Genomic DNA, 13,857 nt, shown 5'->3' on the forward strand with positions numbered 1-13,857 from the left:
CTGAGAGTTTCCGCGTAGCCGTGCTCTCGCATGGCTCCGCTTGCACCTTCGGTGAGCACAGCATGTCAAAAGACATGCCTGCTACTTTCCAGAGTTGCCTTGCCGCGGCGGTACATGGGCCTGAGAGATTCCTGGGGAGGGTTTGCTCCTACGGCGCCTGCTTGTACCTACAAGCAGAACTCTCCCGCCGCAGATCAAAGGCATATTAACTTGGCGTGACAACAGTCACAGCTCTTATTGTCCTACGCCCGGCCCGCGTCCGCAAACCAGCGAGCCGGGCCCGTGCGAGCGTTACGCGCCGGGCCGCCGTCGGACGCGCATTCGCGGGACCGCTGCGCAGTCGCCGGAACGTTCCGGCGAGCCCGCACGCGTCCGGCGAGTTCGACGGCGGGGGTCCCGTGCCGCGCTCAGCCGCGGAGCCGCCCGAGGGCGGTGAGCAGACTTTCGACGTCGGCGCCGACCTCCGGGCGCGCCCCGCCCGGGCCGCGTGCCAGCATGGCATTGAAGTACAGCCCGTCCCCCATGTAGAGGACCGGCTTGGCCATGGCGGGACCGACGTCGGCTGCCAGCAGCTCCAGCCAGGACGCCTGGACGGCGGCCATTCGCCGCAGGGTTTCCTGGTGGGCCACTTCGGCGAGCCGGGTGGCGGCCACAAAGACCCGGTCCAGTGGCGTGTCCGCCCAGACCGAGGACTTGATGAAGAACGCGGCGGCACCTTCCGGGGCGGCCGCCATGGCAGCGAGGTCCTCGGCCAGCAGCCGGTCCAGCCGCTCCAGCAGGACCGAAATCATCGCCTCCTTGTTGGGAAAGTGGTACAGCAGCCCGCCCTTGGAGACGCCGGCCAGCCTGGCCACGGCATCCAGGGTCGCGGCCCGCTCCCCTTCTTCGATCAGCAGGGATTCGAACGCATCAAGGACGGCTTCGCGGGCAACGGGTTTTCTGGCCATGCGTCCCATCATGCCCCGTGCCGGAGCTGTCGCTCGAACGCCCCATTTCTTAACTATACCGTCCAGACGGTATAGTTAAGTCTATGAGCAACACTTCCATCACCCGCAGCACCGGCGCCGTTGTCACAAGCGCCGCCGGAAAAACGCCCAACCGGGCACCATCCGACCAGGCACCGCGCGCGCCGTGGCGTGACTGGCTGGCGCTGTCGCTGCTGATGTTCCCGGTGCTGCTCGTGGCCGTCGACAACACCGCCCTGACCTTTGCCCTGCCGGCGATCGCGCGCAGCCTCGACGCCACGGGCGTGGAGCTGCTCTGGATTGTCGACGCCTATCCCCTGGTCCTCGCCGGGCTGCTCGTGGCGATGGGCAGCCTCGGCGACAGGATCGGCCGCCGCCGGCTGCTCTTCATCGGCAGCACGGGCTTCGCCGCCGTCTCGGCCGCCACCGCTTTTGCCCCCAGCGCCGAATGGCTGATTGCCGGACGTGCCGGGCTGGGCTTCTTCGGCGCCATGCTGATGCCCTCCACGCTGTCCCTGATCCGCAACATCTTCCCCGAGCCCAACCGGCGGCGGCTGGCCGTGGCCATCTGGGCCGCAGGCTTCTCCGGCGGCGCAGCACTGGGTCCGATTTTCGGCGGCTGGCTCGTGGAGAACTTCTGGTGGGGCGCGGTCCTGCTGGTGGCCGTGCCGATCATCCTCCCGCTGCTGATCCTCGGGCCGGCCCTGATCCCGGAATCCCGGGACCCGAACCCGGGACGGGTGGACGTGCCCAGCATCATCCTGTCCCTGCTGGTGATGGTGCCGGTCGTCTACGGCATCAAGATCCTGGCCACCCACGGACCGGCCGCGGAACCGCTGGCCGCCATCGGCTTTGGGCTGCTGATGGGCTACGTGTTCATCCGGCGCCAGCGGCACCTGCTGCCGGCAGCACCGGCAGAGAGCAGTACGGTACAAAGTAGCCCGGCACAGAGCACCACCGGGGTACGGGCCCGCCCTGCTCCCCTGCTGGATATCAGCCTCTTCGGCAACCGGGTCTTCAGCACCGCCATCATCGCGAACGTGCTGGCGCTGTTCTCCTTCAACGGCTTCATCCTGTTCCTCGCCCAGCACCTGCAGCTGCTGGAGGGACAGTCCCCCTCGGAATCAGGCGTCGCCATGGTCCCCGCCCTTATCGCGACCGTGGCGGCTGGCCTGATGGTGGTGCCGCTGGTGAAGAAGGTCCGTCCCGGGTTTGTGGTGGCCGGTGGGCTGCTGCTGAGCGCCGCCGGTTACTTCCTGGTGGCCTTCGGCGACCACGGCAACGGCCCGGCGCTGCTGCTGGCGGCCCTGCTGGTGTTGTGCCTCGGCGTCGGCGCCGCGGAAACCATCTCCAACGATCTGATCCTCGGCGCCGCCCCCGCGGAGAAATCCGGTGCCGCGGCCGCGATTTCAGAGACCGGCTATGAGATCGGTTCCCTGCTGGGTACCGCCATCCTGGGCTCCATCCTGACGGCCTCCTACCAGGGAAACCTCCGGCTTCCCGCCGGCGCCACCGAGGCCGCCTCCGCGGAAGCTTCCGCCCAGGCCGGCGAGACGCTCGCGGGCGCCGTCGAACTGGCCCAGGGACTGCCGGGACCGGTGGCCGACGCGGTGATGACAGCCGCCCGGGCCGCCTTTGACTCAGGCGTCCACATCACGGCGGCCATCGCACTCGTCCTGATGGCGGGAGCGTCAGTCCTCGCCGCCGTCGTCCTCCGGAAAGTGCCAACGGCGCGGTGACCCGGAGGGGTTAAATGCCAAAGCGCCCGACGCCGGTGAGAACCGGCGCCGGGCGCTGAAAGCGTCAGCAGACTTTACTTGCTGTCCGCCGTGGAGACGCTGGCGTTCGCCCGCATCGTCTCGGCGTTGACCATCCAGGCGTACTGCTCGAACTTGGCGATGAACTCGTGCAGCAGGTCCGCCGTCGTGGGGTCCTCTTCGTCCACTTCGTCGTGAACCTTGCGCATGGTGCCGACGGCGGCCTCCAGGGCGGCGACGATCCGCTCGATGGCGTCCTTCGTGTTGATCAGGCCGGCCGGGAATTCGGCGAGCGAGGTGGACTTGGACACCGTGGAGCTGCGGCCGTCCGGCAGGGCGTGCAGGGCGCGCATGCGCTCTGCCAGGTCATCCGCGAAGGCGCGGGCCGCGTCGATGATCTCATCCAGCTGCAGGTGGAGGTCCCGGAAGTTCGTCCCGACGATGTTCCAGTGCGCCTGCTTGCCCTGGACGTGAAGTTCGATCAGGTCCACGAGCACTGCCTGCAGGTTCGTCGTGAGCGTTGGTGATGCTTTCATGCGTCCTCCTGAGTAGGTCCGATACCGTTGCGCGTCCGTTGAAACTACTGTCCCAACCGAGGATGAAGCGTTCGATACCGCTGGATTCGATGCTTCTGACGCTACCCCAGGGCATAGGTGGAGGGCGACGCTCCGGAAAGAATTTCTCGGTCAGCTTACTAAGTTGGCTTACTACTTGGCGGGAAGGACTGCCGGGAAGGACATCGGGACCGCTCAGACCGCCTCGTTCAGTACCGGCCCCTGCGGGAAGATGGCCCGCGTGAAGCCGCCCGTGGTGGTCTCTGCCAGTTGGGCGAGGTAGTCGTTGCGGCGCTTCGGGGTGATCCGGGACTGCGGTTCAAAACCCTGCCCGGGATCGTCCGAGTAGTGCGCGGTGAGGCCGTCACGCATGAGCCGAATGGCCTCGGCCCGCTGCTGGGAAACCGCGGCGTGGGTGGATCCAAGTTCCGCTGCCAGGTCCTTGACGGTCCTGTCGCCGAAGTAGATCTCCTCGACGACGTAACGCATCCGCTCGGGGAGGGACTTCACCGCCGCGCGGAGGTACTGGAGCCGCTCGTCCGCGAGCACGGAATGTTCGGGGGTCAGGGTCTCCGCGGCCAGCGTGTCGACCACGGCTTCATCCAGCGGCGTCAGGGTCCGGGAGGCGTCCGCGAGGGCTGCCTCTACGACGCTCTGCTGCACACCCAGGGCCGCGGCGATCTCGTCGACGCTGGGGGTGCGTCCGAGGGCTGCGGCGAGGGTTTCCTGGACCGACATGGTTTCTTTGATCCGGCGCCGCGCCGAGCGGGTGGCCCAGTCGCTGGCGCGCATCTCGTCGGCGAACGCGCCCAGGATCCGCCGGCGCGCGAAGGCACCGAACGGCACGCCGAGGTCCGGGTCGAACGAGTCCGCCGAGGTGATCAGGGCAATGGCGCCCGCTGACGCCAGGTCATCGCGGGAAAGGTGTGACGCCTTTGAGCACAAGTCTGAGACGAGGTAGCCCACCAGCGGAAGATGCTGTGTGACCATCTCGTTGCGTTCCACGCGATTCAATAGAGTGTCCCCCCATGAGACAGGATCCGGCAGCCTTAAACGACCGGGAGCCGCACCCGAAATGGGCCCCGTGCTCCCCCCATGGAAGTCGGTGTTAAAAACCCGGGCGCAGCACCCAAGACGAAACCTATCACCTGATCCTCGCTCTGCGTGTAACCTCAGGGAAAAGCTTGGCTGAAAATGCGGTAAGGCTTCTCGGCCGGGGCGGCAAGGGGAATGGGGCCCATGAGTGCAGGTGATCTTTCGGCAGCTCTCTGGCAGGAGCGCCGTCAGCTGGAATTGCTGTTATTCAGGCTGGAGACGCAGCGGCTCCATGTCCTGGCCGGCAACGTCCAGTGGTTGAGCTTCACGGCCTCCGAGGTGGAGAGCGTCCTTGACCGCCTGCGCTTTGAAGCGTTGGCCCGGAGTGTCGAGTCAGCCGCGGTGGCGGCCGAGTGGGGTCTGCCCGCCCAGGCGACCCTGAATGAACTCGCCGCGGGAGCACCGCCGGGCGCCTGGCCCGAGGTCCTGCAGGATCATCTGGACGGCCTGCACGCGCTGCTCCGGCAGCTCAACGATGCCGCCACCGCCAACGAGGACACGCTGCGCAACCTCAGCCCACCGGCGGCATCCGGCGCATCCGGCGCGCCTGGCCCGTCTGGCGGACAGGGTAAAGACGAAGCCGCCGCTCCCCTGCCCGCGGACACCGCGGGGGTTATTGACCAGCTGACGACGGCGGGAAACATCGAGCGCGCCTTGGCGCTGGTCCGCCGTACGGCCCAGCCCCTCCTGGAGCAATACCTAGGCGGCAACCGCGAGTGAGTGCGCCTGGCTGCGGGTGAGCGTGACTGGCTGCGCCCGGCAGCGCCGGGCCCGGCTGAGCGCCTGAGTTCAGTCCGCGGCGGGGGCCGGCTTCGCGGCCGGGGCCGGTTTCGGGGCGGGTGCCGGCGGCAGGAGTCCGCGCAGCGCGTCCTCCGCGTCCTGACCGGCCTCGGCTCCGGCTTCAGCGGCCGCCAGGTTCGCCGCGGCAATGGCCTCGATGACCTCGCGGCGCTGGATCGGGACCCCGCGGGGGGCCTCTATGCCTATCCGAACACCGTCGCCGCGGCCTTCCAGAACCGTGATGACGATCCCGTCGCCGATCATGATCTGTTCGCCCGGCTTGCGTGTAAGTACCAGCATCCTCTCAATCTACCCTTCGCTGCGCGGAGCCGGTGACGAGTCCCGCCACCTGTACCTGGTTCGTGCCGCGCATCTTAGATCCTGGCCGAACGGGCCTGGCCGGCGTCGATCCAGCCCACCGGCAGCCCCAGCGTGTTGATGGTTTCCGGGGTGGCGGTGTCGGCCGCCCCCACAACGGCGACGGCGGCGATGTCCAGTTGCGCGGCGAGCACACCCACCCAGCGTGCGGAGTCCTCCTGCTTGCGCCCGGCGTCGACCACCACCCACAGCTGGTCGGCGGACAGGGCGGCGACGGACTGGAGCCGCGCCAGGGCGTCGCGGGCCCTGCCGAGGCCGAAGGCCACGAGCACGGTCTGATCCGTCATCACGGCGTGGGCGCGGGCCGCCGTCGCGTCCTGGCGTCCGTCCACGTGCAGATGGCCGTAGGCGGACAACTTCCCGGCTGTCCGCACGTCGGCGCCGCCGACTGCGGTGGACATGGCCAGGGCGGTGTCCAGCGCGTCGTCACCCAGCCCGATGAGCACCACCAGATCACCGGTTCCGCTCAGCGGAACAGGCACGGACTCCCGCAGCCGCATCGAGGGAACGGCCGGTGCAGCAGAAGCCGCCGGCGTAGCAGGAGTAGGCGGTGAAGCCGGCGCTACGGCCGGCGCCGCTGCCGTCGTCGCCGGTCCAGCGCCCGCGGCCGCGGCAGCGGCAGCAGGCTGCGCTTCGACGGCGGGGGTGCCGGCAGGGCCGCGAAGCCCGTCGCCGAGCTGCTGGAGCAGTTCGGCGAAGTCCGGGGACTCCGTGGAAAGTCCGGGGCTGCCGGGCCGGTGCAGGCTCATTTCGGTGGCGTCGGCCTCCTCCAGCAGGGCCGCGATCGCGGCGCCTTTCAATGCGTGGGTGGGCGCGGGCCCCGCGGGTGGACTGCCCGGGCCGTCCGCCTCGGCCAGGATGTCGGGTTCGGGAACCACCTCACCGGTGACCACCTCATGCCCCGTGACCACCTCGATGATGGCCTCGTAACGGTCGCCGGCAAAGAGTCCGGCGATCCCGGGGCTGATGACGCGCTCGGCGGAAACGATGCGCGCGGCGGGGCCGTGCTGCTGTTCCGCCTTGCGGCGGATCTCCTCGAGCGAGGCGCCTTTAAGCCGAAAGCGGTTCTGCATGGCGAACGACTCCTACTGTTTCGATCCGGACGTTGGCTGACGTGACTTCGCGGTAGGACAGCACCGGCACCGAGCCGGGCTGCGCTCCCACGAGTCTGCGGATGGCGGGCCGGAGCGCCGGGGCGCAGACCAGCACGGCCGGGCGGTTGGCTGCGGCTGCGGAGTCGACGGCGGAACGCACCGAGCGGAGCACGGCGTCCAGCCTGTCCTGTCCCATCACGATCTGGCTGCCGCCTTCGGCGGGGCGCATGTCCTCGAGCATGTGCTGCTCCAGGAGGGGGTCGATCATGATCACGTTCAGCACCGGGCCGTCCATGAATTTGGCCGTCAGCGCCGGGCCCAGGGCCTGCCGCGCGGATTCGACCAGTGATTCCGGGTCGGTGGAGACCTTGGCGCGGAGGGTGAGCGCCTCGTAAATCCTGGCGAGGTCGTTGATGGGCACCTGCTCGTCCAGCAGACCCTGGAGCACGCGCTGCAGCTCTGCGAGGGAAAGCAGCGCGGGCGTCAGTTCGTCGACGGCGGAGGGGCTCTGTTTCCGGACACCCTCGGTGAGGACACGGACGTCTTCGCGGGACAACAGCCGGGCGGCGTTGGCCGTGACGATCGAGGACAGGTGGGTGACCAGGACGGAGACGCGGTCGATCACGGTGGCGCCGGTCATCTCCGCGTTGTGGCGCATTTCCGCGGGGATCCATTTCCCGGCCAGGCCGAACACGGGTTCGATCATTGCGACGCCGGGGAGCGAGTCGAGGCTGTCGCCCAGGGCCAGCATCTGCCCGCTGGGGGCGGTGCCGCTGCCCGCCTCGACTCCGGCGATCCGGATCGAGTAGCTTGCCGGGGGCAGGTCCACACTGTCCCTGGTGCGGACGGGAGGGATGACCAGGCCCAGTTCCATGGCGATCTTGTGCCGCAGGGACCTCACCCGGGCCAGCAGGTCATCGGAGGCACCGGACACCATGTCCACGAGATCCGGGGCGAGCAGGATCTCCACCGGGTGGACACGCATGTCCTCGAGCAGCTTCTCGTTCGGGTCCATTTCCGGGTGGCTGAGGGCGCTGGCCTCGGCGTCCCGGGCCTTCTCCGCCTGCGCCTTTTGGGCCGCGATCCGGCGCGAGGCGAACAGCAGCCCCGCTCCGACCAGGATGAAGGGCAGGGGCGGCATGCCCGGAATGAGGGCCATCGCGATGGCGGCCACGCCGGCGATCATCAGGGCGCTGGGCGACTGCATCAGCTGGGTGGACGAGGTGGTCCCCATGTCCGATTCCGCGTTGGAGCGGGTCACGATCATGCCCGTGGAGACGGCCATGAGCAGGGCCGGGATCTGGGTCACGAGGCCGTCACCCATGGTCAGCAGGCCGTAGGTGTTTACGGCTTCGCCGATCTCCATGCCGCGCTGCAGCATGCCGATCGCGATGCCGCCGACGAAGTTGATGATGATGATGATGAGCCCGGCGATGGCGTCACCCTTGACGAACTTCGAGGCGCCGTCCATGGCGCCATAGAAGTCGGCCTCGGCTGAGACTTCGGCGCGCCGTTCGCGGGCCTGGGTATCGGTGATCAGCCCGGCGTTGAGGTCGGCGTCGATGGCCATCTGCTTGCCCGGCATGGCGTCGAGGGTGAAGCGGGCCCCGACTTCGGCCACGCGCTCGGCGCCCTTGGTGACCACCACGAACTGGATGACGATGAGGATAAGGAATACGACGGCGCCGATGATCATGGACCCGCCCACCGTCACGTGGCCGAAGGCTTCGATGACCTGCCCGGCGTACCCCTCCCCCAGCACCAGCCTGGTGGAGGCGACGTTCAGGCCCAGCCTGAACAGGGTGGCCACCAGCAGGAGCGACGGGAAGACGGAGAAGTCCAGCGGCTTCTTTACGAACATGCTGGTCAGCAGCACCAGCAGCGCCAGCAAAATGTTGCAGACAATAAGGACGTCCAGCAGCGGCGACGGCACCGGAACAACCAGCAGCAGCACAATGCCGACAATGCCGATGGGCACTGTCAGCGGACCGAGCTTGTTCTTCATGGTGCGGTCCTTTCACAGACGTTGGCTGGAGACGTGGTCATAAGGCGGTGGCCATCCGGTGCATGCCGCGGGCGGCGCCGCGGGCTTTGAGCGACATGACGAAGGCGAGGACCCCTGCCACCGCGCGGTAGAAGTCCACCGGGATTTCCTGGCCGAGCTCGCAGGCGCTGTGCAGCGCCCGGGTCAGCGGAATGTCCTGGACCATCGGCACGTTTTTCGCCTCGGCCTCGTCCCTGATCCTGGCGGCGATGTGGCCGGAGCCCTTGGCCACCACGCGGGGTGCGGACTTTCCCGGTTCGTACTTGAGCGCCACGGCGAAGTGTGTTGGGTTGACCAGCACGACGTCGGCGTCACCGATCGCCGCGATCATGCGGTTCCGGCTCATCGCCATCTGCCGCGCCCGGCGCTGCGAACGGATCAGCGGGTCGCCCTCGCTGCTCTTGTTCTCGTCCTGGACTTCCTTTTTGGACATCCGGGTCTTCTTGCGGTTGCGGCGCATAACAACGAAGAAGTCTGCCGCCGCCAGCACGATGCCGGCCGCCACGGCGAACTGGACCAGCGAGGCGATCCCGCCGCCCGCGGCCTGCACCACCCCGGAGACCGGCATTCCTCCGGCCGTCAGGAGCACCGGAACCAGTCCCTGCACCACGCTGTAGAGGACCAGGCCCACCACAGTGGCCTTCAGCAGCGCCTTGACGCCGCCCCAGATCGCCTGGGTGCCAAAGACGCGTTTCAGGCCGCTGATCAGTTTGAAGTGCTCGAAGTCCAACTTGAACTTCTTCATGTGCACGCCGCCCTGCAGCGCGGCCCCGGCGAGGACCACAATGAAGACCACAATCAGCATGGGCCCGATGATCCCGGCGATGGCGGCGAGTCCGTCCTCCAGGGCTTTCACGGCCTTCCCCGGCTCCGGGGCGGCAACGATGCCGCGGACACTGAAGAGCTGGTCCGTGGCGGCGCTGGAGGCCCGTTCGATGGTGGCCGGAAGCATGATGGCGGCGGCGCCGACACCCACCCACGCGGTGAGGTCCTGGGAGCGGGAAAGCTGGCCCTTGGAGCGGACCTCCTTCATGCGCTTGTCGGTTGCTTCCTCGGTTTTTTCCTGTGAATCCGACATCAGCCCACCCCCAGCACTGTCTTGGCGGCCTGGTTGGCGAGGCTGGAGACGATCCTGGGCAGCGCCAGGAACATGAATCCGGCCAGCATCAGCGTCATGAGAATTTTGAGCGGAAAGCCGAGCGAGAAGGCGTTCAGCGCCGGGGCCACGCGGGTCAGCAGGCCCAGTCCGACGTCGGCGAGGAACAGCACCACCACCAGCGGACCGGCAATCTGGACGGCGGCGAGGAACATGCCGGTCACCGCCGAGGTCATGGCCTGGACCGGCTGGGCCAGATCGATGCCGCCGGCCAGGGGCAGGGCCACAAAGCTGCCCGTGAGTCCGGTGATGACCAGCTGGTAGCCGTCGGAGGCGAACAGCAGCGCCAGGGCGGCCATCTGCATCAGCCGGGTGAACTGTGCGCCGTTGACGTTCATCTGGGGGTCAAAGCTCTGCGCCAGCTGGAACCCGCTGAAGAGGTCGATCAGGCTGCCGGCGGACTGGACGGCAGAGAAGATCACCAGCACCAGGAAGCCGAGAGCCAGCCCGGTGACCAGTTCCAGGACCACTCCCGTGAGGAAACCGGCCGTATCGCGCGGCGTGTAGCCGGCGGACACCCACTGGGAGACCGCCAGGCCGAGCCCCAGCCCGAGCATGGCTTTCACGCGGCCGGGGAACGCCTGGTACGCGAAGGGCGGTGCCACGATCAGGAATGCCGTCATCCGGACGGTGGCCAGCAGAACCGCTTCCAGCCACGTCGGGTCGATCGGTATGCCCACCTCACAGGCCTCCGAGCAGGGCCGGGATCTTGTCGAAGAGATCGTTGGTGAAGGCCACCATCTCCGAGATCATCCAGTGTCCGCAGATCAGCAGGGCCACCGCCACGGCCGCGGCCTTGGGCACGAAGGAGAGGGTGGCTTCCTGCAGTTGGGTGATGGACTGCAGCAGCGCGATGGCCAACCCCACCACGAGTGCTGTCACCAGTACGGGCGCGGAGAGCTTGGCAGCGACGATCATTGCCTGGAGGCAGATATCCAGGACGGCGTTGGCGTTCATCCGGTGCCTGCGTAGCTTTGGATGAGCGAGGTGATGATCAGGCCCCAGCCGTCCACGAGGACGAAGAGCAGGATCTTGAAGGGCAGCGAAATCATCACCGGCGGGAGCATCATCATGCCCATGGACATCAGGGCCGCGGACACCACGAGGTCGATCACCAGGAACGGGATGAAGATGACGAAGCCGATGATGAACGCGGCACGCAGTTCCGAAATCATAAAGGCGGGAATGAGGGTCTGCATGGGGACGGCCTCGGGGGTGGCCGGGTTCTCCGCGGCAGCGGCCCGGGACATCAGGGCGATGTCCTCTTCCCGGGTGTGGGCCAGCATGAACTGCTGCAGCGGGCCGCTGGCAGCGCCGACTGCACCGTTGAAGTCCAGAGTGCCGTTGAGGTAGGGCTGGATCCCGATCGTGTTCATCTCGTTGATGACCGGCCACATAACGAAAATCGAGAGGAACAGGGCCAGCCCGGCGAGGACCTGGTTCGGCGGGATGGACGGTAGGGACAGGGCGTTGCGCGTCATCGCCAGGACCACGAAGATCTTGGTGAATGACGTCATCATCAGCAGCAGGGCCGGCGCCACCGAGAGCAGGGTGATGCCGATCAGGGTCAGGACCGCCGTCGACGGTTTTCCGTCCAGTCCGTTGATTTCGATGTTGACGCTTCCGTCGCCGGGGTTCGCCGGATCAGCCGGCGGGACCGGCGGGATGGGGTCGATGGGGGCGGCGTGGCCGGCCGAGGCGTTCAGCCACAGCAGCAGCACCGCGAACAGGACGGCGGCCAGGCCCAGGACAATGGTCCTGGCCGGTCCGACGGCGGCTGGGCGCGCGGAGGCGGAGCGGGAAGCGAGGGGGCGGGTCAATTGCGGCGTCCGCTCCTGAGAGCGGCGGCGGCCTGCTTCCACGTGGAGCCGGCCAGGATTGAACCGTGCAGGGGCGCGTGGCCGGACGCGTTGCCGCGCAGCGCAGGTCCCCGCGCATGGGAGTCCCGGTGCAGCGTGCGGCGGCGGGACAGCGGGGCGTTTCCGCCGCCGGAGCCGGCGGACTCGTCGCTGCCCTCGACGGGAAGCTCCTCGAAGGCGGACTGCCCGCTGTGCAGCGGGCCGAAGCCGGACAGCACCCGGGCGAATTCACCTGCTCCGCGGCGGGTTTCCTGCACGGCCGGCTCTTCGGCCTCGGCCGGGATGTCGCCGGTGTGCAGGACGTTGACGGCGTGTTCCGTGACGCCCAGCAGGAAGCGCTGCCCGGCGGCGTCGACCACCACCACGGACGCTTTCTGGCCGACGCTCTGCCGGCTGACAATGGTCAGCGCGCGGTCAGCCCGCCGCCGTCCCGTGCCTTTGCCGAGCCGGCGTTGCAGCAACCACATGAGGCCCAGCACCGCGCCCAGGGCCACGAATACCCGCAGCCCGAGGATCAGTGCGTCCATTCAGCTGAGCCCCTCGGCAACATCGAGGATGCGGGTGATCCGGACAGCGTAGTCCTGGTCCAGCACCACCACTTCGCCGTGCGCAATCAGCCGGCCGTTGAGCAGGACGTCCGCCGGGGCGCCGGCGGAGCGGTCGAGTTCAATGATTTTTCCCGGTTCGAGCGAGAGGACGTCGCGCACCGACATGCGGGTGCGTCCGATCTCCACGGTCAGGGCCATTTCGATGTTGTTGATCCGCCCGAGCCGTCCCGCAACAGCCTCGCCGCCGGCGAACACATCGCCGGCACGGTCCTGGTTGGTGCTGTGCTCCCGGAGACGGACGGCGAACCAGGCGGCGGCGTTGACGCCGTCGGACAGTTCGAAGACAGCGGTGTCGGGGTCTGAGAGCAGCCCGGAGGCGTCGGACTCGCGCAGGTCGCTCAGGACGCCGGCGCCGAACACGGAACTGGCGCTTTCCATTGCCGGGCGCAGCACGTCGGTCACCGAAACAACGCCGGACTGGCTCCCCGCCATGCCGCCGGCCGCTTCGTCGAGGAACGTGCGGTCGCTCAGCATCAGCGCGAGGTCAGCGGTGACGGAGCCGACGAACGTTGCGGTGACGGCCTGGCGGGCGTAGGGCGCGGCGGCACGGGCCGGCACCAGGGCCAGCACCTTGAGCGCTACCGGGCTCGGCAGTTCCTCAACGAGCCGTTCCGCCGACGATTCGTGCCTGGTCAGGGTGATGCTCATCGGTGATTCTCCTCGATTGTGACAATGACGGCGGCCGCGCGGGACCCGTTGCGGGCCGGGGCGGCAGTGGCGAGCCGGGTGCCGTCCAGGGTGAGGTCAAACGGGCGGTTTTCCATGTGCGGCAGGGTCAGGACGTCGCCCACGGCGAGGCCCAGGACCTGGCTGGGGGTGACGAACGACGTCGACAGCCGGACCGACAATTCCACCGGGACCCGTTCCAGCTGGGCCGTGACGCGTGCCGCGGCGTCCCCGCGGTTGTCCGTCGGGTTGACCTTCTTGAGCCGGCCCAGCAGGATGCTGGCGGGGACGGCCAGCGTGGCGGGGGCGCTCATGTCGCCGACGTTCATCGTGAACGCCGCGACGATCATCAGTTCGCTGGGGGCCGCGGCCTGGGCGAACTGGGAGTTGTACTGGATGGTGTCCACGCGGATGGTTTCGCTCAGCAGCGGCCCCAAGGAGTAGCCGAGGTCTTCAAGGGCCTCGTCCATAAGGCCTTTGACCAGGGCCTGTTCGATCTGGGTGAACTTGCGGTCCGGCATGGGCGCATCGTTCGAGGCGCCCAGCATGCGGTTGACCCAGCCGAGGGCGGCCGGGGCGGGGAACTGCACCACGAGTTTGGAATCGTGCCCCTCCACCGTGCACAGCACCATGGCGGTGACCGCGGGCAGGGAGGCGGCGTATTCGTCGTAACTGAGCATGCTGACGTCTTCGAGCCGCACCACGGACTTAACGCGGACCTTGGCCGTGAGCTGGGTTCCCCACTGCCGGGCGTAGGTTTCGAACGCGAGTTCCAGGACGCGGCTGTGTTCGCGGGCGAGCGTCGCGGGACGCCGGAAGTCGTAGACGCTGACCGTCCGCTCCCGTGCCACTTCCCGCTCATCCAAAACACTCACGGTTGCCACTATCGGCAAGGGATCCG

15 protein-coding genes and 1 riboswitch are annotated in these 13,857 nt (G+C 68.0%); of the genes, 2 read left to right on the forward strand and 13 right to left on the reverse strand.

Features of this window, described 5'->3' with window-relative positions; all coding sequences use genetic code 11:
- Window positions 1-98 precede the first annotated feature (98 nt).
- Window positions 99-197, reverse strand: a riboswitch (glycine riboswitch).
- Between the two features lie 210 nt (window positions 198-407).
- Window positions 408-947, reverse strand: coding sequence for a TetR/AcrR family transcriptional regulator (locus FS787_RS14020; RefSeq protein WP_144673192.1), 540 nt, complete (start codon window positions 945-947; stop codon window positions 408-410).
- A 215-nt stretch (window positions 948-1,162) separates the two neighbouring features.
- Between FS787_RS14020 and FS787_RS14025 the strand changes: the two genes are divergently transcribed.
- Complete coding sequence (locus FS787_RS14025; protein WP_395940355.1) at window positions 1,163-2,704, forward strand: MFS transporter; 1,542 nt, start codon at window positions 1,163-1,165, stop codon at window positions 2,702-2,704.
- A 74-nt stretch (window positions 2,705-2,778) separates the two neighbouring features.
- Here the strand turns inward: FS787_RS14025 and FS787_RS14030 are convergent, their stop codons facing one another.
- Together FS787_RS14030 and FS787_RS14035 are read right to left on the reverse strand one after the other, a co-directional pair.
- The gene (locus tag FS787_RS14030; RefSeq protein ID WP_144673196.1) at window positions 2,779-3,258 is read right to left on the reverse strand and encodes a Dps family protein; all 480 of its coding nucleotides are present in this window, start codon (window positions 3,256-3,258) and stop codon (window positions 2,779-2,781) included.
- A 213-nt stretch (window positions 3,259-3,471) separates the two neighbouring features.
- Window positions 3,472-4,290: a sigma-70 family RNA polymerase sigma factor gene (locus FS787_RS14035; protein WP_056424411.1), complete on the reverse strand. Its 819-nt coding sequence runs from the start codon at window positions 4,288-4,290 to the stop codon at window positions 3,472-3,474.
- A 225-nt stretch (window positions 4,291-4,515) separates the two neighbouring features.
- Between FS787_RS14035 and flgN the strand changes: the two genes are divergently transcribed.
- Window positions 4,516-5,091, forward strand: a complete 576-nt coding sequence (flgN, locus tag FS787_RS14040; RefSeq protein ID WP_144673198.1) for a flagellar export chaperone FlgN — start codon at window positions 4,516-4,518, stop codon at window positions 5,089-5,091.
- 69 nt (window positions 5,092-5,160) lie between these two features.
- Here the strand turns inward: flgN and FS787_RS14045 are convergent, their stop codons facing one another.
- From FS787_RS14045 to FS787_RS14090, 10 genes are all read right to left on the reverse strand, one after another.
- Complete coding sequence (locus FS787_RS14045; RefSeq protein WP_144673200.1) at window positions 5,161-5,451, reverse strand: carbon storage regulator; 291 nt, start codon at window positions 5,449-5,451, stop codon at window positions 5,161-5,163.
- A gap of 74 nt (window positions 5,452-5,525) precedes the next feature.
- Window positions 5,526-6,602 carry a hypothetical protein gene (locus tag FS787_RS18020; protein WP_186329201.1) on the reverse strand — a complete coding sequence of 359 codons (1,077 nt, stop codon included), beginning with the start codon at window positions 6,600-6,602 and terminating at the stop codon, window positions 5,526-5,528.
- Window positions 6,580-8,628 (reverse strand): flagellar biosynthesis protein FlhA, encoded by a 2,049-nt coding sequence (locus tag FS787_RS14055; protein WP_144673202.1) that lies wholly within the window; start codon window positions 8,626-8,628, stop codon window positions 6,580-6,582. Before FS787_RS14055 ends, FS787_RS18020 begins: the two co-directional genes overlap by 23 nt.
- Before the next feature lie 37 nt (window positions 8,629-8,665).
- Complete coding sequence (locus FS787_RS14060; protein WP_144673205.1) at window positions 8,666-9,745, reverse strand: flagellar biosynthesis protein FlhB; 1,080 nt, start codon at window positions 9,743-9,745, stop codon at window positions 8,666-8,668.
- Window positions 9,745-10,503 carry a flagellar biosynthetic protein FliR gene (locus tag FS787_RS14065; protein WP_144673207.1) on the reverse strand — a complete coding sequence of 253 codons (759 nt, stop codon included), beginning with the start codon at window positions 10,501-10,503 and terminating at the stop codon, window positions 9,745-9,747. Before FS787_RS14065 ends, FS787_RS14060 begins: the two co-directional genes overlap by 1 nt.
- Window position 10,504: 1 nt before the next feature.
- A complete protein-coding gene (gene fliQ / locus FS787_RS14070; RefSeq protein WP_056424389.1) occupies window positions 10,505-10,780 on the reverse strand; it encodes a flagellar biosynthesis protein FliQ in 276 nt (91 codons plus the stop codon).
- Window positions 10,777-11,643, reverse strand: a complete 867-nt coding sequence (gene fliP, locus FS787_RS14075; protein ID WP_395940352.1) for a flagellar type III secretion system pore protein FliP — start codon at window positions 11,641-11,643, stop codon at window positions 10,777-10,779. The genes fliQ and fliP overlap by 4 nt, the downstream gene beginning before the upstream one ends.
- Complete coding sequence (gene fliO, locus FS787_RS14080) at window positions 11,640-12,209, reverse strand: flagellar biosynthetic protein FliO (protein ID WP_144673209.1); 570 nt, start codon at window positions 12,207-12,209, stop codon at window positions 11,640-11,642. Before fliO ends, fliP begins: the two co-directional genes overlap by 4 nt.
- A complete protein-coding gene (fliN, locus tag FS787_RS14085; protein ID WP_144673211.1) occupies window positions 12,210-12,938 on the reverse strand; it encodes a flagellar motor switch protein FliN in 729 nt (242 codons plus the stop codon). It lies immediately after the preceding gene.
- On the reverse strand, window positions 12,935-13,831 hold the full coding sequence (locus FS787_RS14090; RefSeq protein WP_260982563.1) for a flagellar motor switch protein FliM: 897 nt from the start codon (window positions 13,829-13,831) through the stop codon (window positions 12,935-12,937). Before FS787_RS14090 ends, fliN begins: the two co-directional genes overlap by 4 nt.
- Between the last annotated feature and the right edge of the window lie 26 nt (window positions 13,832-13,857).

The sequence above is a fragment of the Arthrobacter sp. U41 genome (genome assembly GCF_007679325.1).
In the GTDB taxonomy this organism is placed as follows: Bacteria; Actinomycetota; Actinomycetes; order Actinomycetales; family Micrococcaceae; genus Arthrobacter.